Source organism: Tessaracoccus sp. OH4464_COT-324 (assembly GCF_003932855.1).
Lineage (GTDB): Bacteria > Actinomycetota > Actinomycetes > Propionibacteriales > Propionibacteriaceae > Arachnia.
Map to the genome: position 1 here is coordinate 106,192 of NZ_RQYZ01000008.1, position 22,810 is coordinate 129,001.

Consider the following 22,810-nt stretch of genomic DNA (forward strand, 5'->3'; position numbering starts at 1 on the left):
GCTGGCAGCGAAACACTCCTGAGGAGGAACAGTGGCCGATCGTACGCGGACGGTGGCCGTAGCGGTGGACGAGAAAGAGCCTGGAAAGTGGCTTTCCTTCGTCTGGCCCTGGCAGCTCATCTGCGTGGTCGGAGCGCTCGTCGTCGTGCTCGCGGGGTGGGTGCTGGTGGGCGGCGTCACCGCCGTCGCCTGGCTTGCTGCCCCCGACGTTCCGTTGCGCGCCGCACTCACCCTCGCTACTCAGGTCTTCGGATCCGCACACGGCGCGAGCCTGGAGATCGGCCCCGTCGGGATCACCCTGATGCCGCTCGGCCTCACCTTCATCATGGTCTTCCTCAGCCTGCCCGTCGCCCACCACGTCGCCAGGCAAGCCGACGATCAGCGCACGCGCCCGGAGGTGATTGTGTGGCGGGTCGCAGGCACCTACGCGCTGGCCTACTGCGCCACAACCACCGTCGGCGTGGGCACTGTAGCCGGAAGCCAGCTGATGGGACCCGTGTTCGTGGGATCGCTGTCCGTTGGCGCCATCTCCGGCCTGTGGGGTGCCTCTGGGGCACTGGACTACGACCCGACGAGCGCCTGGCCCGGCTGGCTACGAATCGTGCCCCGCGCGCTGACTGTCGCGGTGCTGTCGGTGGTGGTCATCGCCACCGTGGCCCTCACAATCGCGCTGGTGACCGGACGCGGACGGATCGCGACGCTCGCCGAATCCCTGCAACCCGATGCGACCGGCCAGTTCGCCCTCGTGGCGCTGCACCTCATCTACCTACCCAACCTGGTGCTTTGGCTGGTGTCGTGGGTGCTGGGCGCGGGATTCACCCTCGGCGACGGCTCGAACCTGACCCCGCTGTTCACCGACGTGGGCCTGCAGCCCGCGATCCCGGTGCTGGGCGCCGTCCCGGAGCCGGGGCCCTTGGGTGGGGGCTGGTGGCTGCTGAGCGGGGTGCTGGCCGGCCTGCTCGCCGGCGTGGCGGTGGCCCGGGCCCGCCCCCGGGCTCGCTTCGACGAGTCGACCCTCAGCGGGGCGCTCGCCGGGATCGGGGCGGGGCTCGCCATCACGCTGCTGGCCTCGGCCGCCTCCGGCTCGCTCGGCGGGCAGCGACTGATGCACGTCGGAGCTAACCTGTCGGTGCTGGTGGTGCTGGCACCCAGCGTGCTCGGGCTGTCGGGGGCGCTTGGCGGTCTGATCCTCGGGCTGATTCGGTTCTCCCGCCGCAGGAAGCGGGCCGAGCAGCTGACGGAAGAACGGGCGGAATCACCGAAGGAGTGACGGATGTTGACCATCGTCGTATTGGCGTCCGGCTCGGGGACGCTGACGCAGGCCCTCCTCGAAGCGATCGAGTCGGGGGAGATACAGGCGCGCGTGGCGGCCGTCGTGACTGACCAGCCGACGGCCGGCGTCCTGGCGCGCGCACGCACGCACGGCATCCCTGCGGTGGCCCACCCCCTCGCCAAGGGGGCGGATCGGGCGACCTGGGATCGAGAACTGACCGCCATCGTCGAAGGCTACGCGCCCGACCTGGTGGTCTCGGCCGGTTTCATGAAGCTGCTCGGCCCCGCGTTCCTGGCTCGCTTCGAAGGACGCACCATCAACACCCACCCGGCGCTTCTGCCCAGCTTCCCGGGCATGCATGGCCCTCGCGATGCGCTGGCCGCAGGGGTGAAGATCTCCGGGGCCACTGTGTTCGTCGTGGACTCCGGGGTGGACACGGGTAGGATCTTGGCACAGGGGGCGGTCGAAGTGTTGGCGGATGACACGGTCGACAGCCTGCACGAGCGAATCAAGGTGGTCGAACGTCGGCTGTTGGTCGATGTGGTCCGGGATTGGGGTAGCAAGTGACGAACCGAAAGCCGTTGCGCAGGGCGCTGGTGAGCGTTTACGACAAGACAGGACTCGTCGAGCTCGGGCAGACACTTGTGGAGGCGGGAGTGGAGATCGTTTCCACGGGCTCCACTGCGCGAAGACTGAGCGAGGCGGGTGTCCCGGTGACGCCCGTGGAACAGGTGACGGGTTTCCCAGAATGCCTGGATGGGCGGGTCAAGACGCTGCACCCGAAGATCCACGCCGGAATCCTGGCGGACCTGCGCCTCGAATCGCACGTCGAGCAGCTGCGCGAGTTGGGTATCGCGACGTTCGACGTGGTGATCACAAACCTGTACCCCTTCGTCGAGACGGTGGCCTCCGGAGCCGACGTTGACGAAACCATTGAGCAGATCGACATCGGCGGCCCGACGATGGTGCGCGCCGCCGCCAAGAACCACGCCTCGGTGGCGATCATCACCTCCGCTCACCAGTACGCTGGGCTACGCGAGGCGCTCGCGGCGGGCGGTTACACCTTCGAGGAGCGTCGAGAGCTGGCGGCCCAAGCCTTCCGGCACACCGCCGCCTACGATGTCGCGGTGGCCACTTGGCTGGGGGAGCAGGCGAGCGACGACCAGTTCCCGCAGTGGTACGCCACCGTCTACGAGAAGGTGGCGGACCTGCGTTACGGCGAGAACTCCCATCAGCGCTCCGCGCTCTACACCGAGCCGGGGCGCATCGGACTGGCGGAGGCGCAGCAGCTGCATGGCAAGGAGATGAGCTACAACAACTACGTCGACGCCGACGCGGCCCACCGTGCAGCCTACGATTTCGATCAGCCTGCGGTGGCGATCATCAAACACTCCAACCCGTGCGGGATCGCCGTCGGGTCGGACATCGCCGAGGCTCACCGGAAGGCGCACGCCTCGGATCCGGTTTCCGCCTTCGGCGGGGTGATCGCCTGCAACCGCCCCGTCTCCAAGGAGATGGCTGAGCAAGTGGCGGAGATCTTCACGGAGGTCATCGTCGCGCCCGGCTACGAGCAGGGGGCGGTCGAGGCGCTGGCGGCGAAGAAAAACATCCGCATCCTCATGTCCTTCGGGCGTGCTGAGCAGCGCATTGAGGGGCGCGAAATCTCGGGCGGCCTGCTACGCCAGCAGCCGGATGCGCTCGACGCGGAGGGGGACGCGCCGGAGCGCTGGCGGCTGGTGGCTGGGCCGGCCGCTGACGAGGCCACGCTGGCAGACCTACTCTTCGCTTGGCGGGCGGTGCGCGCGGTCAAGTCGAACGCGATCCTGCTGGCCAAGGACGGCGCCTCGGTCGGCGTCGGCATGGGACAGGTGAATCGCGTCGATTCCTGCCACCTGGCGGTTTCCCGGGCAGGCGGGCGGGCGGCCGGTTCGGTGGCGGCCTCCGACGCCTTCTTCCCGTTCGCCGACGGCCCACAGGCGTTGATCGAGGCCGGAGTCACCGCGATCGTCCAGCCCGGCGGTTCCGTGCGCGACCAGGAGGTGATCGAGGCAGCGCAGGCAGCCGGGATCACCATGTACTTCACCGGCACCCGACATTTCTTCCACTAGGAGCGACATGACCGCACAGAAACTCGACGGTAAGGCCACGGCCGCGCAGATCAAGGCTGAACTCGCTGAGCGAGTGGCGGCGTTGAGCGCCCGGGGAGTCGTTCCCGGCCTGGCGACGGTGCTCGTCGGTGAGGATCCTGCCAGCCAGAACTACGTGCGTATGAAGCACCGCGACTGCGAGGAGGTTGGGATTCGCTCCATCCGGGTGGAGCTGCCTGGCGACGCCACCGCGGCCCAGCTGGAGGACGCGATCCGGGGACTGAACGCCGACGAGGGGTGCACCGGTTACATCGTCCAGCTGCCCATCCCGCGTCACCTGGACGAAAACTGGGCGCTTTCGCTCATCAACCCGGATAAGGACGTGGACGGCCTGCACCCGGTGAACCTTGGCAGGCTCGTGCTGAATGAGCCCGGGACCCTGCCCTGCACCCCGCGCGGCATCGTCGAGTTGGTCCGCCGCCACGGCCTGGACTGGCGGGGGGCGGGGGTGTGCGTCGTGGGACGCGGCATCACCGTCGGCCGCCCGCTCGGGCTGATCCTCACTCGGCGCAGTGAGAACGCCACCGTGACGCTGTGCCACACCGGCACCAAGGACCTAGCCGAGCACACGCGCCGGGCGGACATCGTCGTCGCGGCGGCTGGGGTGCCCGGCATGATCACGGCCGATATGATCCGTCCCGGTGCCGTCTGCATCGACGTCGGTGTGAGCCGAGTGGCAGGCAAGACCGTCGGCGATCTAGCGGCCGACGTGTGGGAGCGGGCCGGCTGGGTGACCCCCAACCCGGGGGGCGTGGGGCCGATGACGCGGGCAATGCTACTCAGCAACGTTGTGGACCGCTGCGAAGCGCTGCATGCCTGAGTTGATGCCGGACCAGCCCGAGCGCCCGGCGGAAAGCCAGCCGGGTAGCCCGTGGGCCCTGCTGCTGGTGTTGCTTGCGCTGGCGGTGGGGTTCGGGTTCGCGTTGCTCGGGCACTGGCGTCGGGCGTCAATGTGCGTGGCGGGCGCGGTGGGCGTTGCGGGTATCCTCCGGATGGCGCTGCCCAGGCAGCGGGCCGGTCTGCTCGTCGTGCGGAGCTTCGCATTTGACCTGGTGGTGTATTTCGGGCTGGCTGCGGCGATCTGTGTTGCCGCCCTGGTGGTGCCCGCCTGAGAGGTTCTGCGCGCGGCTACAATCGGGGCGTGCAAGATGAGATGGATGCGTCCCGGCCGGACAGGATGGCTCCGGCCCTGCTCCTGGCCGTGGGGCTACTCGGCTTGGTGGCTTCTCTGATCCTGGCGCTGGACCAGTTGGTACTGGCGGCAAACCCAGAGGCGAAACTCGGCTGCTCGTTGAACTCGGTCTTCGACTGCGCGACCGTGGCGAATGACTGGGCGGCGCGTGCGCTGTTCGATGTGCCGAATGCCTTCTGGGGGTTGATGCTGCAACCCGTGATCGTCACCGTGGCAGCCGCGTTGCTGGGGGGGACTCGATTTCCCAGGTGGTTCATGACCGGGATGTGGCTGCTGCTGTTCGGTGCCGTGGGTTACGCACACTGGCTGCTGGTCATGTCGACTTTCGTCATCCACGCGCTGTGCATCTGGTGCCTGACGCTCTTCGCGTGCACCGTTCTGGCCTGGTACGCCCTGACCCGCCAGGTGATTCTGGCCGACGAGTTGCTCGCCCCGGCGGGGTTGGTCCGTGGGTTGTCGCGGGCCGTGTCCGGCGGTTGGTTGGAGATAGCGGTGGTCGCGTGGCTGGTCATCATCGTCGTGGTGGAGGCAGCGGTTTGGCTGCCCGGGTTGGGCGGAATCGGCTCTTAACCGAAGCTTTGGTCCAACCGATTGGCAGGCGCGGTAGAGTCGGTCTCACAGACCCACGATCGAGAGGATTTTGAAGTGAGCACTGCCGCTCCCGTGAAGATCGCTGTGACCGGTGCCGCCGGCCAGATTTGCTACAGCCTGCTGTTCCGCATCGCCAGCGGATCTCTGCTTGGTGATACCCCGATCGAGCTTCGCCTGCTGGAGATCACCCCGGCGCTCAAGGCCCTCGAAGGTGTCGTGATGGAGTTGGACGACTGCGCGTTCGGCAACCTGGTGAACATCGAGATCGGCGACGATCCGAAGAAGGTGTTCGAGGGGGTGAACATGGCCATGCTGGTGGGCGCCATGCCGCGCAAGGCCGGCATGGAGCGCGGCGACCTGCTGAGCGCCAACGGCGCCATCTTCACCCAGCAGGGTCGTGCGCTGAATGAGGTCGCCGCCGACGACGTTCGCGTGCTCGTCACCGGCAACCCGGCGAACACCAACGCGCTGATCGCCATGAACAACGCCCCCGACATCCCCAACGAGCGGTTCAACGCGCTCACGAGGCTCGACCACAACCGTGCCATCTCTCAGCTGGCCGCGAAGGTGGGTTGTCCGGTCACCGACATCAAGCACATGACCATCTGGGGCAATCACTCGGCTACGCAGTACCCCGACCTGTTCAATGCCAAGGTGGGAGGTAAGAACGCCGCCGAGCTGGTGGGCGACCAGGACTGGCTGGAGAACACTTTCATCCCGACGGTGGCCAAGCGGGGCGCCGCCATCATCGAGGCCCGCGGGCTGTCCTCGGCGGCTTCGGCGGCCAACGCCACCGTCGAGCACATGCGCGATTGGGCGCTGGGCACCCCGGAGGGCGACTGGGTGTCGATGGCTGTCGTGTCGGACGGCTCCTACGGTGTGCCGGAGGGCCTGATCTCGTCGTTCCCGTGCACCGTGACCGACGGCAAGGTGGAGATCGTCCAGGGCCTGGAGATCAACGAGTTCTCCCGGGCCAAGATCGACGCCTCGGTCGCTGAGCTGGAGGACGAGCGCAAGGCGGTCCAGGAGCTTGGGCTGATCTGAGCGGAGCTGAAAGCCGAATGAGGTGAGGGCGGGAATCCGCCCTCACCTCATTTCACGTTGTTGTCCGATAGGCCGAGCAGCCGCCTGGTCAGTGCGGCTGCACGGTCCACGCCGGCGGCACATCGGTGCCGGCCTCCTCGTCGCGCTCCGAGTCTTCGAAGGTGGGATGAACGATGCCCTGGGCGTGGTGCACGGGGGCGTAGACGGCGTAGAGCTTGAGCGGCTCGTCGCCAGTGTTGAGCACGTCGTGCCAGATGCCTGCCGGAACTTGGATGGCCCAGCCGTCGCTGACTTCCTGACTGAAGTTCAGTTGGTCCTCGGCGGGACCCATCACGCAGCGGCCCTCACCGGCGTCAACCCGCAAGAACTGGTCGGTCTCGGGGTGCACCTCCAAGCCGATGGACTGGCCGGGCGGGATCGACATCAGAGTCACCTGCAGGTACTTGCCGGTCCACACGGTGGTGCGGTAGTTGCTGTTTGCGATGGTCGCGTCTTCGATATCGAACGCGTTGGGGTTGGGTCCGTTGTCCCTCATCTGCCCTCCTGGAGTTTGCTGTGGTACCAGTCTAGGCCTGTGGCGCAATCCCGGGCGAGGAATCGGGCGGGGAACCTCGCCCGGGTTCCCCGCCCAAGTCCCTGCGGGTCAGTGGTCGATCGCTCCTTCGGCGCCCGCTCCCGTCATGGAACGCACCTCCATCTCGGCGCCTTTGTCGGCGAACCTGTCGCCGTCGGGGCGCACCACCGAGCCCAGCCACCCCAGGAAGAAGCCAAGGGGCACTGAGACCAGCGAGGGGTTGTCGAGCGGGAACCAGGCGAAGTTGACGCCTTCGCCCAGCATCGAACCCTTCGCGCCGGAAACGGCGGGGGAGAAGATGATGAGCACCAGCGACGACACGAGCCCGCCATAGATCGACCAGATGGAGCCTGCGGTCGAGAACCGCTTCCAGTACAGGGAGTACAAGATGGAGGGCAGGTTGGCCGAGGCGGCAACCGCGAAAGCGAGTGCGACGAGGAATGCGATGTTCATCTGCTTGGCGGCGATGCCACCGACGATGGCGAGCAGGCCGATGACGATCGACGTGGTGCGCGCCACCTTGACCTCGCGCGCCGGGTCGGCCCTGCCATCCTTGAGCACCGAGTTGTAGATGTCGTGGGCAAAGGAGGCGGAAGCGGTGATGGTCAGGCCAGCGACCACCGCCAGAATGGTCGCAAACGCGACACCGGCGATGACCGCCATCAGGATCTCGCCGCCCAGGTGGAAGGCGAGCGCGGGCGCTGCGGCGTTGGCTCCGCCGGGCATGCCGCGGATGGCGTCGGGGCCGACGAGCCAGGCGGCTCCGTAGCCGAGGATCATCGTCATCAGGTAGAAGGAACCGATCAGCCCGATTGCCCAGGTCACCGAGCTGCGGGCCTCCTTGGCCGTGGGCACGGTGTAGAAGCGCATCAGCACGTGCGGCAGACCGGAAGCGCCGAGCACCAGCGCGATGGACAGAGAGATGAAGCCCCACACGTTGTTGCCGTACTTGCTCATCGGCTGCAGGATTCGCTCGCCGATGCCGGTTTGGTTGGTGGAGTGGGTCTCGACGGCGTTGCTCAACAGCTGGGATACGTTGAAGCCGGTGTAGGCGAGGATCCACACGGTCATGATCAGCACTCCGGCGATCAGCAGGATGGCCTTGATCATCTGCACCCAGGTGGTGCCCTTCATGCCGCCGATCAGCACGTAGGCCACCATGACGACGCCCACCACCGCGATGACCAGGGACTGCTGGAGATCTCCTTCGATGCCCAGCAACAGGGACACGAGGCCGCCTGCGCCGGCCATCTGGGCGAGCAGGTAGAAGAAGGAGACGGCCAGCGTGGACACTGCGGCCGCCATCCGCACGGGCTTCTGTTTCATACGGAACGACAACACGTCGGCCATGGTGTACTTGCCGGTGTTGCGCAGCGGCTCCGCGACGAGCAGCAGCGCCACCAGCCAGGCGACGAAGAATCCGATGGAGTAGAGGAAGCCGTCGTAGCCGTACAGCGCGACCGCACCCACGATGCCCAGGAATGAGGCTGCGGACAGGTAGTCGCCGGCGATGGCGAAGCCGTTTTGCCTACCGGAGAACTGGGCGCCGCCGGTGTAGAAGTCGCCGGACTTCTTCTTCTGCCCACCTTGGGTAACCCGCACCACAACGAACAGCGTGACCACGACGAAGGCGACGAAGATGGAAATGTTGATGATCGGGTTGCCGACCTGCGCCTCGAACAGATTCATCGTGCGCTCCTCTCAAGTTCTTCACGCAGCTGGGTGGCCAGCGGGTCGACTTTGGTGTTCATGTGCCGGATGTAGAGCCAGGTGATCAGGAAGGTGGTGGCGAACTGAGCCAGCCCAAGCAGCAGACCCCAGGTCACGTGGCCGATCACGGGAGCGGACATGAATCCGGTGGCGAAGGTGGACAACAGGACGTAGGCGGCGTACCAGATCATGAAAGCTGCGGTCATCGGGAAGGCGAAACCGCGAAACACTTTCTTCAGGTGGGCGAACTCCGTGGAGTCCTGCACGCGCCGGAACTCGTCGGGTGGGATGGCACCGGCCTCACGGCCTTCGGGGTCTAGCTGGGACATCCACTACTCCTTTGTGGTTGGCGTGTCAATTTAGCTTGCAGCGAGAATGCCCGAACTTCGAGTCTCGCACAAGTGCTTTGGCCAGATTTCTTCGTGCGAGTCCCACCAACCCCCACGTGGCAGGCGGCCTGCCCGCCCGGTGCAATACAGTTGGCCCATGGATCTCGTCTTGACCCTGCGCGCTGAAGACCGTCCCGGGATCGTGCATGCCATCACAGCGGGCATCGTCGCGGCCGGGGGCAATATCGTCGAATTGCAGCAATTCACCTCGCCGGATTCGGGGCAGTTCTTCACCCGAATCGAAGTGCAGGGGGCCGGCCACGACGATCTGGTCGCCGCCGTCGGTGAGCAGACCGCAGAGCTGCGGGCCACCTTCCAGGTGGATTATGCCGACCGCAAGACGCGCACCCTGGTGTTGGTCTCCAAAGCGGGTCATGCGCTGAACGAACTCCTTTTCCGGACTCGCTCCGGTGGGTTGCCCATCGATGTGATCGGGGTGATGGCGAACCACGATGTGCTGGCGCCCATGGCAGAGTTCTATTCTGTGCCGTTCTGGCACGCCTACGTCAGCCCGGAAACCAAGGCGGATTTCGAGGCCGAGGTGCGCAGGGTGGTCGAGGAGCAGCAGGTGGAGCTGGTCGTTTTGGCGCGATACATGCAGATTCTTTCACCGGAGCTCTGCGATTTCCTCGCAGGCCGGGCCATCAACATTCACCACTCATTCCTGCCGGGATTCAAGGGAGCAAACCCGTATCGGCAGGCCCACACCCGAGGCGTCAAGCTGATCGGTGCGACCGCGCACTTTGTCACCAGCGACCTCGATGAGGGACCGATCATTGAGCAGAACGTTTCGCGCGTCGATCACTCGATGAGTGTTTCCAAGCTGGTCGGCAAGGGGCAGGCGCAGGAATCGCAGACGCTGGCCGAGGCCGTGCGGCTTTTCGCCGAGCACCGGGTGCTACTTGACGGCAGCCGCACGGTGATTTTCAGGTAGCGGTGTTCCGTGGGGCTCGACATAGCGCTCATCGCGCTTTTCATCCTCATCGGCGGTACCTTCGCCGCCGCTGAGATGGCCCTGATTTCGCTTCGTGACTCACAGGTCAGGCGGCTATCCAGCCGGGGCAAACGAGGCAAGGCCGTGGAGCGGCTGAGCGCCAACCCGAACAGCTTTTTATCCGCAGTGCAGATCGGGGTGACAGTTTCCGGATTCCTGTCCGCCTCGTTCGGCGCCTCCGCGATAGTGCCCGAGGTGGTGCCGCTGCTGATGGCGCTCAAGGTTCCGGAGAACGTGGCCGGTACTCTTGCGCTGGTGCTGCTCACCTTGGTGATCGCCTACTTCTCCATCGTCGTGGGCGAGCTGGCGGCGAAGCGACTGGCTATGCAGCGGGCGGAATCCTTCGCACTGGCGCTGGCGCCGCTGGTCGCGGGCATCGCCACGCTGATGAAGCCCGTGATCTGGTTGCTCGACGTGTCCACGAACGCGTTGGTGAGGGTGCTTGGCGGAGATCCGAGCCGGGCCCGGGAGGTGGTCACCGACGAGGAGTTGAGGCAGATGGTGTCCAGCTCGGAGACGCTCGGCCAGGAGGAGCGTCTGATCGTTGACGAGGTATTCCAAGCTGGCGAACTCAGCTTGCGCGAGGTGATGGTGCCGCGGACGGAGGTCGATTTCCTGCCTGCAAACATGCCCATCCAACAGGCCTATCGGGAGGTGCGTGGTGCCCCGCGCTCGCGTTACCCGGTCACGGACGGCACCACCGACCGGGTGCTGGGTTTCCTGCACGTTCGGGATTTGATGGATGTCGAAGGGGCTGCGCGCGGGGGCGATCTGCGCAGCATCGTTCGCCCGGTGCTCAACCTGCCGGAGACGGTGCGGATCCTGCACGCCCTCACCGCCATGCGCAAGGCCGGGTCGCATCTGGCCATCGTGCGCGACGAGTATGGGGGCACAGCCGGCATCGTCACCTTGGAAGACCTCATGGAGGAGTTGATCGGCGACATCACCGATGAGTATGACGTGCCGGGTGGGGCCCAGCCGACGGTCAACCAGGTTGATGGGTTGACGACGATAGAGGAGTTCGCTGACCTCAGCGGCTTCGTCATCCCGGAGGGCCCCTACGACACGGTGGCTGGTTATTTTATGGCTGTGCGAGGTGAGCTGCCCGAGTTGGGTGGGGCAGTGACGGTCTCGCTGCCGTCAGCGGGGGGAGGGGAGGAGTGCGCCCAGTTCACGTTCGAGGTCTCCCAGATGGACGGCAGGCGCGCTTCGTGGTTCAACGTGCGTAGGGTGGGGGAAGATGTCTGACGATGGCGCGGAACTGTTGACGGGTCCGGGGGCGGAGCCGCTGCTGGCGGCGGCGGTCAGTCATGCGGGTGGCGAGTTGTTGAGCTGGGAGTTGGACCACGTCGATCAGACTCCGGAGCAGTCGACGACCGCCACCTACCGCGCTGTGGTGGAGTGGCCACACGGTACGCGCCCGGAGTTGTTGGGCGTTTCGGCGCGCTCGGGCGAGTTGCAGCCGAGCGACTCGAACGCGGAGATCTTCGCCGACGGGAACCGTCAGGTGGCGGTGTGGATCTACCCGAATGATCCGGACCTGCCGGGGCTGAGCCGCGCGGCGTTCCCGGAAGCGATAGCCGAGCTTCTGAAGGGCGCGGATCTGGTGCCCAAATCGGTGTCTCCGGACGAGGTGGAGCTGTCGATCATCGGCTACCGCCCTAGGCGACGTGCAGTGGTGCGGGCGAGCGCGCTCGGGCAGACGTTCTACGTGAAGATTCTGCGTCCGCGGCTGTTCTCCGATGTGCTGCATCGGCATCGACTGCTGGCCGGCGCGGGTTTGCCTGCGCCAAAGGTGGTGGCCACGACGCCGGACCACCTGCTGGTCACCCGGGAGCTGCCGGGCATTCCGCTGGCGAGAGCGATCTTCGATCCCGGAGATCCTTGTCGGGCGGAGGACCTGATCGCGTTGCTCGACGCGATGCCGGCAGCAGCCGCGACTCTGGAGCGGCGCCCGCCGTGGGCGGAGGCCGTGGAGCACTACGGCAGGCTCGTCGTGGCCCCTGCACCGGAGTTGGCAGAGGAGGTGCGCTGGGTGGTACGCCACGTCGAGCGGGGCCTGGCCGACTACCCGCACGGGAACGAGCCGACGCACGGCGATTTTCATGAGGGCCAGGTGCATGTGGCTGATGGCCGTATCGTCGGGATCCTGGACGTGGACACGCTCGGCCCGGGCAGGCGGGCCGACGACCTGGCTTGCCTGATCGGGCATCTCTCCACCATCCAGCGGATGAACACGGAGCAGGAGGCGAAGGTGCGCGACATCCTGGCCCGCTGGGTGCCGGTGTTCGACCAGCGGGTGGATCCGGTGGAGCTCAGGTTGCGGGCCGCTGCAGTGGTGTTGTCGCTGGCCACCGGCCCGTATCGGGCGCAGGAGGCGGACTGGCTGGCCCAGACCCGCGCGATGGTGCGCTCGGCGTCGAGCCTGGTCAGCCAGGTGGTATGAAGGGCCAGGTTGCGACTCGGTAACGATTGGGTGTTGCTGTGGTGCGCCCCTGGTATCGGTAATAGGCTCATTCAGCCGTAATTTTGTGCTTCTAGGAGGAAACACGTGAAGAAGTCCATCATCAAGGTCGGCGCTCTCGCGACCGCTTCGCTGCTGGCGTTGGCCGCGTGTGCGCAGCCGCCGAGCGCCACCACGAGCGAGAGCCCGAAGGCGTCCGGCTCCGCCACAGCGAGCGAGTCCGCCGGCACCAGCGGCGCCAAGTCTGACTTCAAAGCCTGCATGGTTTCTGATGCGGGCGGTTTTGACGACAAGTCGTTCAACGAGACGTCGCACAAGGGCCTGCTGCGCGCTGAGAAGGAGCTGGGTATCAAGATTGGCCAGATCGAGTCGCATGCCGCAGGCGATTTCGCAGGCAACATCAAGTCGCAGATCGACGACGGCTGCAACATCATTGTCACCGTCGGTTTCCTGCTGGCGGAGGCTACCCAGGAGGCCGCCAAGACCCACCCCGACGTCGACTTCGCAATCGTCGACTATGCCTCTTTCGAGGGTGTGAATAACGCCAAGGGCCTGCTGTTCAACACCGCGCAGCCCGCTTTCCTGGCTGGCTACACGGCAGCCGCCATGACGAAGAGCGGCAAGGTCGGCACCTTCGGCGGCACCAGCATCCCCACCGTGAACATCTTCATGGAGGGCTTTGACCAAGGCGTCAAGCACTACAACGAGACCAAGGGTGCTGACGTTCAGGTGGTCGGCTGGAACCGCGACGGCGGCGACAACAAGGGCCAGTACATCGGCGGCCAGGATCCGTTCGGTGACATCCCGGGCGGCAAGAACACCGCGGCTACTCTGATCTCCCAGGGCGCGGACATCATCATGCCGGTCGCCGGCCCCGCTGGTATCGGAGCGCTCCAAGCGGCCAAGGAGAGCGGTGGGAAGGTGAACGCCGTCTGGGTGGACACTGATGGGTACGTGTCCACCGGCGGGGACTACGGCAGCGTGATCATCACCTCCGTGGAGAAGGCGATGGACGTCGCGGTCTTCGAGGCCATCAAGGCCTCCAAGGAAGACAAGTTCGATTCCAAGGCTTACGTCGGCACGCTGGAGAACGGCGGGGTCAAGATCTCCCCGTTCCACGACTTCGAGTCGAAGCTGCCGGAGAGCCTGACCAAGGAACTCGACGAGATCACGAAGAAGATTATCTCCGGCGAGATCAAGATCAATTCGGAGAGCCAGCCTGAGTGATTGTGCTGAGGGCTGACTGAGGTTGGGGAGGGGTGCCGTGAGGCGGCCCTCCCCAACCTCTATATTCGTCCATGGGCCCCGCTGCTTCGCGATACGCGCTGGCTGCTGAGCCACTATGGTTGGACCCGCCAAGATGGCGAGGAGGAGTTTTGAGTACCACTGAGCATCCCGCTGAGGTGTTGCACCTTAAGGGAATCACTAAGCGCTTTGGGAGCTTCACAGCGAACGATTCGATCACGCTGGACGTCGTACCCGGGCGTATTCACTGCCTGCTGGGCGAGAATGGTGCCGGTAAATCAACGCTGATGAACGTGCTGTTCGGCCTGCTTGAGGCAGACGGAGGCGAAATTACTATCGGCGACAAGCCGCTGAAGGTTAAAGGTCCGAAGGACGCCATGGATTCCGGCATCGGCATGGTGCACCAGCACTTCATGCTGATCCCGGTGTTCTCCGTCGCGGAGAACATGGTTCTGGGCTCCGAGCCGGGCCGGGCCGGGCTGCTCGATCTGCAGGGCGCGCGCGAGCGGGTCAGGCAGCTGTCCGAGCGTTACAACATGGCGGTGGATCCGGACGCGCTGGTGGGGGATCTGCCCGTCGGCGTTCAGCAGCGTGTGGAGATCCTGAAGGCTCTCGCGGGTAACGCCCGCTATCTGATCTTCGACGAGCCGACGGCTGTGCTCACCCCGCAGGAGATCGATGAATTGATGATCGTGATGCGGGCGCTGCGCGATGAAGGACGCGCCATTGTCTTCATCACCCATAAGCTGCGGGAGGTGAAGGAGATCGCGGACGACATCACCGTCATCCGTCGCGGCAAGGTAGTTGGCCAGGCGGAGCCCAGCGCCAGCGAGACCGAACTGGCCGCGATGATGGTGGGACGCAGCGTCTCCTTGAAGGTGGACAAGATCCCGGCCAAGCCTGGTGAGCCACGGTTGGTGATCCGCGACCTCGTCGTGCCCGCCGCGAACGGGTCGGTCGCGGTGAACGAGCTCTCGTTGGAGGTGCACGGCGGTGAGATCGTCTGCATCGCGGGCGTTCAGGGCAACGGCCAGACCGAGTTGGCGGAGGCGCTGCTGGGCACCGCGGCGGTGTCGTCTGGACAGGTGACTCTCGACGGTGTGGACATCACCCACGCGTCGCCCCGCCGGACGATTGACGCCGGGATGGGGTTCGTGCCGGAGGACCGTCGCCGAGACGGCTTCGTGGGAGAGCTTTCGATCGAGAAGAACCTGGTGATCAACAACCTGAAGGCCTTCTCCTCTGGGGGCAACCTGCGGCTGGGGCAGATCGCTCGGAACGCGAGCGAGCTGATCAAGGAGTTCGACATCCGCACGAGCGCGCAGACGCAGCCGCTGAAGGCCCTCTCCGGCGGAAACCAGCAGAAGGTGGTGTTGGCCCGCGAGCTGTCACGCGACTTGAGCCTGCTGATCGCGAGCCAGCCCACGCGAGGAGTGGATGTCGGCGCGATCGAGTTTCTCCACCGGCGGATCGTCGAGGAGCGCGACCGGGGCACCGCCGTGCTGATCGTCTCGACGGAGCTGGAGGAGGTCGAATCACTGGCGGACCGGGTAGCCGTCATGTACCGCGGGCGGATCGTCGGCGTCGTTGCGCCGGACACGCCGCGCGAGGTGCTCGGCCTGATGATGGCGGGTGTGAGCTACGAGGACGCAATGGCTGGAAGGACTGCCGAGCATGAGTGAGAACAAAGTAGCCAAGCAGGCTAAACGGCGGGAGCTGCCCAGCTGGTCGAGGTGGCTCAACTCGGCTGCGGTCACGTTTGCCGCGCTGCTGCTCGCCTTCATCGTGGGCTCGGTGGTGATGGTGCTGCTGGACCCGGACGTCAGCGCCAAATGGTCCTACTTTTTCGCGCAACCGGGCGACGCTCTCGCGGCGTCGTGGGAGAAGATCAGCCGCACGTATTTGGCTTTGCTGCAGGGCTCCGTCGGGGACTGGGTAGCCATCACCGAGACGACGGCGCAGGCCGCCCCGCTGGTGCTGGCCGGCTTGGGCGTGGGCCTGGCCTTCCGCGCGGGGCTGTTCAACATCGGCGGCCAGGGCCAGGCGATCATGGGCGCTGTTTGGGGGGCGTTCATCGGCTTCAGCATCAAGGGGCTGCCGCTGGTCATCCACCTGCCGCTGGTGATCCTTATCGGCGTGGCGGCCGGTGTCCTTTGGGGCGGGATCGTGGGCTTCCTCAAGGCGAAGACGGGCAGCCACGAAGTGATCGTGACGATCATGATGAACTACATTGCGGCGTACCTGATGCAATGGCTGCTGCAGCAGTCGTCCTTCCGAGCCCCCGGCCGCAACGACCCAATCGGGCCCCGCTTGGAGTGGAGCGCGACGATGCCCCGGCTGGCCGACACCCGCCTGCACCTGGGCTTCTTCCTCGCGCTGCTGGCGGTGTTCCTCGTGTGGTGGTTGCTGGAGCGCACAGCCCTCGGGCTGCAGATCCAGGCTGTTGGGTTGAATCCGCATGCGGCCGCTACCGCGGGCATGAACGTGTCCCGGGTCACCATCATCACCATGGCCTTTGCCGGTGGCCTCGCCGGGATGGCGGGCGTCAACGCGGTCACTGCTCCCGAGCTGCTGACCAGCTACCCGACGCAGCTGTCCGCCGGCATCGTCGGCGCGATCGGCTTCGACGCCATCACGGTGGCGCTGCTGGGCAGGTCGCGGCCGCTCGGCATCCTGTTCGCTGGTCTGCTCTTCGGCGCGCTGAAGGCGGGCGCACGCACCATGCAGGTGGTGGCCGACACCCCGGCAGACCTCGTGGACCTGCTGCAGGCGTTGATAGTGCTCTTCGTGGCGGCCCCGGCCTTCATCATGTGGCTGGTGCCGTTCCTGAAGGACCGTAAGATTTCCGACTCTTCGAAGGCGGTGGCGGCATGACCTCCTCAAAGACACAGGCAGATACTCTCAGCGTTGAAACCCCGGAGAAACGTCGCCAGCGGCTGTCGACGGGCACGCTGGTCCTGCTCGTTGGTGCTCTGCTGCTGGTGGGCGGTCTGACCTCGCAAGGAGTTGCCCGCATCGCGCTGTCGGATGCACTCGACGACGTGCAGTTGCCCACGCTGGAATTGCCCTACCACGTGGCCACAGTGTGTGCCGTCATCATGTTGTTCGTGGGCGGTTTCTTCGTCGCGCGGCGGCTGCCCAAGGTGCTCTCCGTGACGCTGGGTACGCTGTTTGGGGTCGCCTTGCTGCTCGGCTTCATCGTCTGGGCTTCCGCTGGTGCTCCGCTGCCGTTCACCCTGACGAATCAGCTCAACGGTACCCTGCAGTACGCGACGCCGATCGTGCTGGGCGCCATGTGCGGCGTGTTGTCGGAGCGAGCGGGCGTGGTCAACGTCGCGATCGAGGGCCAGATGCTGACGGCCGCGTTCACCGCATCGGTGGTCGCCGGACTCACCAAGAGCCTGTGGGCGGCGCTGGCGGCCGCCGTGCTGGCGGGCATTCTGTCGGCGATGCTGCTGGCGGTCTTCGCGCTCAAGTATCTGGTGGACCACGTGGTGTTGGGCGTCGTTGTCAACCTCTTGGCGACGGGGTTCACCGGTTTCATGTTCCAGCAGCTGGTGAAGGAGTCGAAGGAACTCAACGCGGTCTCGGTGATGCAGCCGGTGGCTGTGCCCGGGCTGAGCGACATTCCGTTCTTCGGGCCGATCCTGTTCGTGCAGCGACCGCTGACCTATCTCGCTGTCGGCGCGGTGGTCGTCGTGTGGTTTCTGCTGTATAAGACCAAGTGGGGCCTCAGGGTGCGCTCCGTGGGCGAGCATCCGCACGCCGCCGACACCGTGGGCATCAACGTGTTGCGCACTAAGGCACAGTCGGTGATTCTCGGCGGCTTCTTCGCGGGGCTGGGCGGGGCCTTCTTCACCATTGGTTCCGCGGGCGCGTTCCAGACCACCGGCGTCACAGCCGGTAACGGCTTCATCGCACTGGCTGCGGTGATCATGGGCCGCTGGCATCCGGTTCTGGCTGCGCTCATGGCGCTCTTCTTCGGCTTCTCGCGGCAGCTGGCGCAGACGGTTGGCCCGCTCCAGACGCCGATGCCGACCGAGTTGCTCGCGGCCCTGCCCTACATCATCACCATCATCGCGGTGGCCGGCCTGATCGGGCGGGTGCGCCCGCCCGCCGCCGATGGGCAGCACTACGAGAAGAGCCACTGATGATCGACTGGGCTGTGTTGGAGGCCGAGGCGAAGCGGATGGCTGCCCTCGCCTACGCCCCCTATTCGGGCTATCCGGTGGGTGCGGCGGCGCTCGTTGATGACGGGCGCATCGTCTCGGGCTGCAATGTCGAGAACGCGGGCTATGGCGTCACGTTGTGCGCCGAGTGCGGCCTGGTGTCGGAGCTGATCGCGGGAGGCGGAGGGAAGCTCGTAGCCTTCGTTTGCGTCAACGGTTCCGGGGAGTACATCATGCCCTGCGGGAGGTGCAGACAGCTGCTGAGCGAGCACGCCGCCCGCGAACTGATCGTGCAGACACCGCAGGGCCGGCTGGGCTTCGACGAGGTACTGCCGCAGGCCTTTGGCCCGCAGGATCTGGAGTAGCTGAGCCGGAACTGGCGGAGGGGCCGGGAACGCCGAATGGTGTTTTCCGGCCCTTTTCGTCTGTAGTGTGGGGGCATGGAACTTGCACAGCTGAAGAAGCTGCCGAAGGTGGCGCTGCACGACCACCTCGACGGCGGCCTGCGGCCTGAGACGGTTATCGCGCATCTGGGGGAGATCGGGTTGGAGTGCCCGTCGGACGATGCGGAATTGCTCGGGGAGTGGTTCTATGAGTCGGCGAACTCCGGCTCCCTGCCGGCTTACCTACAGACTTTCGAGTACACGGTTGCCGCGATGAGCACCCGGGAGCACATCCGGCGGGTGGCCCGCGAGGCGGTGTTGGACCTGGCGGAGGACTCGGTGGTGTATGCCGAGCTGCGTTGGGCGCCCGAGCAGCACACGGGCCGCGGGCTCACGCCGGAGGCAGCGGTGAAGGCCGCGCGGGACGGGTTGGCTGATGGGATGGCGGAGGCAGCAGCCCTGGGGCGACGCATCGTCGCGCGCCAGGTGCTCACCGCCATGCGGCACGCCGATCCGGATCCGACCATGGCCGAACTCGCGGTCGCTTTCCGCGACGACTCGGTGGTCGGCTTCGACATTGCTGGCGCCGAGGAGGGTTTCCCGTCCACCCGCTTCGCGAAGGTGTTTGACTATCTCCGTAGGCAGAACATGCCCTACACCATTCACGCGGGCGAGGGAAGTGGCGCGCAGTCGGTTTTCGAGGCGGTGCAGCTGTGCGGGGCACGGAGGATCGGGCATGGGGTGCGGATCATCGAGGACATCGACTTCAGTGGTGCCGAGCCGAAGCTTGGCCGCCTGGCACAGTACGTGCTTGACAACCAGATCATGCTGGAGGTCTGCCCCACCTCGAACGTGCAGACCGGTATCTGCTCGGCGGTGGCTGAGCACCCCGTCGGCGTGCTCTTCGATCTGGGCTTCAACATCTCGATCAACTGCGATAATCGGTTGATGAGTGGCACGACGATGTCGGAGGAGTTCTGGCGACTGCACGAGGCGTTTGGCTGGGACGCAACTGATTTCCAGCGCGTCGCCGTGGACGCGCTGAACGCTTCGTTCCTGCACCATGAGGAGAAGCAGGAGCTGCTCGCCACCGCCGTTTTGCCTGGTTATGCCCGCTGAGCTGGTAGCGGCTGCCGATGGTTCATCGCTGGCCAATCCTGGGCCGGCGGGGTGGGCGTGGTATATCGACGAGGAGCGCTGGGCGGCGGGTGGTTGGCATCATGGCACCAACAACATGGGCGAGTTGGCAGCGGTGCTGCACCTGCTGGAATCCACTGCGGGCGACTCCCGGCCGCTGAAGGTGCTGTGCGATTCGCAGTATGTGATCAACTCGCTTACCAAGTGGCTGCCGGGCTGGAAGCGCCGGGGCTGGCGCAAGGGAGATGGCAAGCCGGTGCTGAACGTGGAGTTGATGAAGGCTCTCGACGAGCAGCTGGCTGGGCGGGACGTGCGCTTCGAGTGGGTCAAGGGCCACGCGGGGCATCGGCTCAACGAGGAGGCGGACGCGCGCGCCCGGGCGGCTGCCGAGGCCTACCGGGATGGCAAAGAACCCGAATGCGGCCCGGGATTCGGCGTGCAGCCGGACATGACGCGATTCGCCGTCGGGCAGCGGGAGGAAGAGCCGGATCTGTTTTCGGTTGCCGAAGAGCCCGAGCCGGAGCCGGTGACCCCGGGCAGCGCGTCGCCGCGAGTCAAGGCCACGCTGATCACTCGGACCAAGGAGTTGCTGCGCGACGAGGTACGCACGGATCCGGCCAGACTGGAGCAGTTTCTGCACCCGGATTTCGTCTCGCACGCCATCGACGGGTCCGTGGTGGATCTGACTCGCGGCGCGTGGCTGCCGTTGGACGATCGGGACTTCGAGGTGCTTTCCGTGGACAGCTATTCGGACGACGTCGTCGGCATGCGGTGGTCCCAGCGTGACCGGCTCCGGTTCAGCCTTTGGCAGCAGACCCCGGTGGGTTGGCGGCTGCGGTTTGCACAAGTTACGAGGAAAGAATGATCTGCCCCTGCGATACTGGCCGTGAATACGACGAGTGCTGCGGCCGTCTGCATCAAGGAAAGCTGGCGCCGACGGCCGTGGCGCTGATGCGCTCGCGCTACAGCGCGTTTGTTCTTCGCCTGGACGACTACCTATTCGATACCTGGCATTCCAGCACTCGGCCCAGGGACACGGGCGATCGGATCGATTGGTGTGAGCTCATCATCGAGGAGGTGTCGGGCGGCAAGGCCTGGGACGAGCGCGGTGAGGTGCAGTTCACCGCCCGCTATTCGGGCCCCGGGGTGCCTGGCCGGATCCGTGAGCGGAGCCAGTTCGTCTTCGAGCAGGGCCGCTGGTGGTATCTCGACGGGGTGCAGCTGGCGTGACTCGGTCAAACTAGGGTGAGCGTTCGGAGCGTGCGGCGTTAGACTTGGGCGCATGTCAGACATCTTGAATGCGGTTGCTTGGCCTTACGCCAACGGGCCGCGACACATTGGTCACGTCTCCGGTTTTGGGGTTCCCTCCGACGTCTTCTCACGTTTCATGCGAATGCGCGGCCACAATGTGTTGATGGTGTCTGGCTCCGACGAGCACGGCACCGCGATCCAGGTCAAGGCCGACCAGGAGGGGCTTACTGCCAGGGAGACGGCGGACAAGTATCACGGGCAGATCGTCGCCGACCTGCAGGGACTCGGGCTCAGCTATGATCTGTACACCCGAACCACGACGCCGAACCACGCCTCGGTCGTCCAGGACGTGTTTCGCGCTCTGTACGACAACGGTTACCTGGTTAAGGAAGCGCAGATGGGCGCGATTTCCCCGTCCACCGGGCGCACGCTGCCGGATCGGTTCATCGAGGGTACTTGCCCCTTGTGTGGTTTCGCGGGGGCGCGCGGCGACCAGTGCGACAACTGTGGCAAGCAACTCGATCCAGCGGACCTGATCGATCCGCGTTCTAGGGTCAACGGCGAGAAGCCCAGGTTTGTGGAGACGGAGCACTTCTTCCTCGACCTGCCGAAGCTTGCCGAGCAGCTGGGCGAGTGGCTGGCTACGCGGGCAGATTGGCGGCCGAACGTGTTGAAGTTCAGTCACAACCTGTTGGAGAACCTTCGTCCGCGGGCTATTACCCGTGATCTCGACTGGGGGATCCGCATCCCTGTGGAGGGTTGGGAGACCAACCAGATGAAGTCGATCTACGTCTGGTTCGACGCGGTGATTGGCTATCTGTCCGCGACGATCGAGTGGGCCCGACGCACGGGGGATCCCGAGGCGTGGCGGCGGTTTTGGAACGCGGAGACCACGAAGTCGTACTACTTCATGGGCAAGGACAACATCGTTTTTCATTCGGTGATCTGGCCCGCGATTCTGTTGGGCTGCAACGGCGAGGGCGAATTGGGCGGCGAGGTGCGCCCGTCGCTCGGCAGGCTGCGGCTGCCCACGGAGGTGGTCAGTTCGGAGTTTATGACGATGCGCGGTTCCAAGGTGTCCAGTTCGCGGGGAGCGTCGATCTTCGTGAAGGATTTCTTGGCGGAGTTCGGCCCCGATGCGCTGCGTTATTTCATCGCGGTTGCCGGCCCGGAGAACAACGACACGGACTTCACGTGGGAGGAGTTTGTGCGGCGCACCAACTTCGAGCTGGCGAACGAGTGGGGCAACCTGGTGAATCGCTCGATTTCGATGGCGCACAAAAATGTGGGGGCGATCCCGGCGATGGGGCGACTCACTGCGGAGGATCAGCGACTACTCGACGAGAGCCGCGCGGCCTTCGAGACTGTCGGCGAACACATCGAGTCGCGCCGGTTCAAGGCGGGAATCACGGAGGCGATGCGGATCGTCGCGTTGGCCAACAAGTACCTGTCTGAGCAGGAACCTTGGAAGAAGAAGGACGACCCGGAACGGCGGGATACGATTCTGCACGTGGCTTTGCAGGTGGTGAGCGACTGCAACACGCTGCTCACGCCTTATCTGCCTCACTCAGCGCAGCGTGTCTTCGAGGCTCTGGGGGGCACCGGGGTCTGGGCGGCCCAACCGCAGATCGTGGAGGTCGCTGACGGCGAGATGGTTTACCCGACCCTGCAGGGCGACTACGTCAACCAGGCGGCCGTGTGGGAGCATCGTCCGCTGGTGAGCGGCACTCCGTTGGAGAAGCCGACGCCGCTGTTCCGGAAACTGGACGAGTCGCTGGGCCAGACGGGGCCGGAGTGGGCGCCCATCGGCTAAGAGGGAACGGGCCAGATGGGAGGATTCTTCCCATCTAGCCTTGTCAAACCGCTTTCCGGCTTGGAGTTGACACTCCGGTGGACAGTAGGTAATGTTCTCTCTCGCCGCTTGAAGCGGGCCGGACAACTAAAGAGGTGGATCGCCGGATACCCGGATGAGAGAAAGGAATCCCGCGAAACGCGGATTTGACACTCTCGAAGAGAAGCCACTAAAGTAGGTCGGGCCGCCAAAAACGGCAAAGGATAACTCAACAGCAGCGGAAATCGCCGATTTGACAGGCGAGAAACGCTAAAGTAAAGTTAACCGAGTTGCCCCAAGGGTTGAGTCAGCGAAGCTGACTGAGCGTGAGGGTCGCGAGCGAATCTTGAGAACTCAACAGCGTGCTTTAAGTCAATGCCAATTTTTGCACATTTTTTGTGTGTGTCCTGTGCACG

At 65.3% G+C, this 22,810-nt stretch carries 22 protein-coding genes; 19 read left to right on the top strand and 3 right to left on the bottom strand.

Annotated features, from left to right (window positions below):
- The first annotated feature begins 31 nt into the window (after positions 1–31).
- The 7 genes from EII42_RS06465 (at position 32) to EII42_RS06495 (ending at position 6,247) form a co-directional block, all read left to right on the top strand.
- Positions 32–1,270, top strand: a complete 1,239-nt coding sequence (locus EII42_RS06465; protein WP_125171291.1) for a DUF6350 family protein — start codon at positions 32–34, stop codon at positions 1,268–1,270.
- A 3-nt stretch (positions 1,271–1,273) separates the two neighbouring features.
- Positions 1,274–1,840 carry a phosphoribosylglycinamide formyltransferase gene (gene purN, locus EII42_RS06470; RefSeq protein WP_125171292.1) on the top strand — a complete coding sequence of 189 codons (567 nt, stop codon included), beginning with the start codon at positions 1,274–1,276 and terminating at the stop codon, positions 1,838–1,840.
- Positions 1,837–3,381, top strand: a complete 1,545-nt coding sequence (gene purH / locus EII42_RS06475) for a bifunctional phosphoribosylaminoimidazolecarboxamide formyltransferase/IMP cyclohydrolase (RefSeq protein ID WP_125171293.1) — start codon at positions 1,837–1,839, stop codon at positions 3,379–3,381. Before purN ends, purH begins: the two co-directional genes overlap by 4 nt.
- A 7-nt stretch (positions 3,382–3,388) precedes the next feature.
- Positions 3,389–4,240 (top strand): bifunctional methylenetetrahydrofolate dehydrogenase/methenyltetrahydrofolate cyclohydrolase, encoded by an 852-nt coding sequence (locus EII42_RS06480; protein WP_125171294.1) that lies wholly within the window; start codon positions 3,389–3,391, stop codon positions 4,238–4,240.
- Positions 4,233–4,532 (top strand): DUF3017 domain-containing protein, encoded by a 300-nt coding sequence (locus tag EII42_RS06485; RefSeq protein WP_199729813.1) that lies wholly within the window; start codon positions 4,233–4,235, stop codon positions 4,530–4,532. Before EII42_RS06480 ends, EII42_RS06485 begins: the two co-directional genes overlap by 8 nt.
- Before the next feature lie 29 nt (positions 4,533–4,561).
- Positions 4,562–5,182, top strand: coding sequence for a vitamin K epoxide reductase family protein (locus EII42_RS06490; RefSeq protein WP_125171295.1), 621 nt, complete (start codon positions 4,562–4,564; stop codon positions 5,180–5,182).
- Positions 5,183–5,257: 75 nt separating this feature from the next.
- Positions 5,258–6,247: a malate dehydrogenase gene (locus tag EII42_RS06495; protein WP_125171296.1), complete on the top strand. Its 990-nt coding sequence runs from the start codon at positions 5,258–5,260 to the stop codon at positions 6,245–6,247.
- An 88-nt stretch (positions 6,248–6,335) separates the two neighbouring features.
- On the opposite strand, the gene EII42_RS06500 is transcribed toward EII42_RS06495, so the two are convergent.
- The 3 genes from EII42_RS06500 to EII42_RS06510 all read right to left on the bottom strand — a co-directional run bounded on the left by EII42_RS06500 (position 6,336) and on the right by EII42_RS06510 (position 8,860).
- Complete coding sequence (locus tag EII42_RS06500; RefSeq protein ID WP_125171297.1) at positions 6,336–6,782, bottom strand: cupin domain-containing protein; 447 nt, start codon at positions 6,780–6,782, stop codon at positions 6,336–6,338.
- Positions 6,783–6,890: 108 nt separating this feature from the next.
- Positions 6,891–8,510, bottom strand: a complete 1,620-nt coding sequence (locus EII42_RS06505; RefSeq protein WP_125171298.1) for a cation acetate symporter — start codon at positions 8,508–8,510, stop codon at positions 6,891–6,893.
- Entirely contained in the window at positions 8,507–8,860 is a 354-nt protein-coding gene (locus EII42_RS06510; protein WP_125171299.1) for a DUF485 domain-containing protein, read from the bottom strand. Before EII42_RS06510 ends, EII42_RS06505 begins: the two co-directional genes overlap by 4 nt.
- Positions 8,861–9,017: 157 nt before the next feature.
- On the opposite strand from EII42_RS06510, the gene purU reads away from it, so the two are divergent.
- The 12 genes from purU (at position 9,018) to metG (ending at position 22,376) form a co-directional block, all read left to right on the top strand.
- On the top strand, positions 9,018–9,854 hold the full coding sequence (gene purU, locus EII42_RS06515; RefSeq protein WP_125171300.1) for a formyltetrahydrofolate deformylase: 837 nt from the start codon (positions 9,018–9,020) through the stop codon (positions 9,852–9,854).
- 9 nt (positions 9,855–9,863) lie between these two features.
- A complete protein-coding gene (locus EII42_RS06520) occupies positions 9,864–11,162 on the top strand; it encodes a hemolysin family protein (RefSeq protein WP_233558297.1) in 1,299 nt (432 codons plus the stop codon).
- Entirely contained in the window at positions 11,155–12,360 is a 1,206-nt protein-coding gene (locus EII42_RS06525) for an aminoglycoside phosphotransferase family protein (RefSeq protein ID WP_125171301.1), read from the top strand. The genes EII42_RS06520 and EII42_RS06525 overlap by 8 nt, the downstream gene beginning before the upstream one ends.
- A 105-nt stretch (positions 12,361–12,465) precedes the next feature.
- On the top strand, positions 12,466–13,605 hold the full coding sequence (locus EII42_RS06530; protein ID WP_125171302.1) for a BMP family protein: 1,140 nt from the start codon (positions 12,466–12,468) through the stop codon (positions 13,603–13,605).
- A gap of 149 nt (positions 13,606–13,754) precedes the next feature.
- A complete protein-coding gene (locus EII42_RS06535) occupies positions 13,755–15,305 on the top strand; it encodes an ABC transporter ATP-binding protein (protein ID WP_233558298.1) in 1,551 nt (516 codons plus the stop codon).
- Positions 15,298–16,497 (top strand): ABC transporter permease, encoded by a 1,200-nt coding sequence (locus tag EII42_RS06540; protein ID WP_125171304.1) that lies wholly within the window; start codon positions 15,298–15,300, stop codon positions 16,495–16,497. Before EII42_RS06535 ends, EII42_RS06540 begins: the two co-directional genes overlap by 8 nt.
- On the top strand, positions 16,494–17,774 hold the full coding sequence (locus EII42_RS06545; RefSeq protein ID WP_125171305.1) for an ABC transporter permease: 1,281 nt from the start codon (positions 16,494–16,496) through the stop codon (positions 17,772–17,774). The genes EII42_RS06540 and EII42_RS06545 overlap by 4 nt, the downstream gene beginning before the upstream one ends.
- A complete protein-coding gene (locus tag EII42_RS06550; protein WP_370318102.1) occupies positions 17,771–18,157 on the top strand; it encodes a cytidine deaminase in 387 nt (128 codons plus the stop codon). Before EII42_RS06545 ends, EII42_RS06550 begins: the two co-directional genes overlap by 4 nt.
- 75 nt (positions 18,158–18,232) lie before the next feature.
- Entirely contained in the window at positions 18,233–19,294 is a 1,062-nt protein-coding gene (locus EII42_RS06555; RefSeq protein ID WP_125171307.1) for an adenosine deaminase, read from the top strand.
- Positions 19,284–20,177 (top strand): ribonuclease H, encoded by an 894-nt coding sequence (locus tag EII42_RS06560; protein WP_125171308.1) that lies wholly within the window; start codon positions 19,284–19,286, stop codon positions 20,175–20,177. Before EII42_RS06555 ends, EII42_RS06560 begins: the two co-directional genes overlap by 11 nt.
- The gene (locus EII42_RS06565) at positions 20,174–20,542 is read left to right on the top strand and encodes a YchJ family protein (RefSeq protein WP_125171309.1); all 369 of its coding nucleotides are present in this window, start codon (positions 20,174–20,176) and stop codon (positions 20,540–20,542) included. The genes EII42_RS06560 and EII42_RS06565 overlap by 4 nt, the downstream gene beginning before the upstream one ends.
- A gap of 52 nt (positions 20,543–20,594) precedes the next feature.
- Positions 20,595–22,376, top strand: coding sequence for a methionine--tRNA ligase (gene metG, locus EII42_RS06570; protein WP_125171310.1), 1,782 nt, complete (start codon positions 20,595–20,597; stop codon positions 22,374–22,376).
- Positions 22,377–22,810 lie beyond the last annotated feature (434 nt).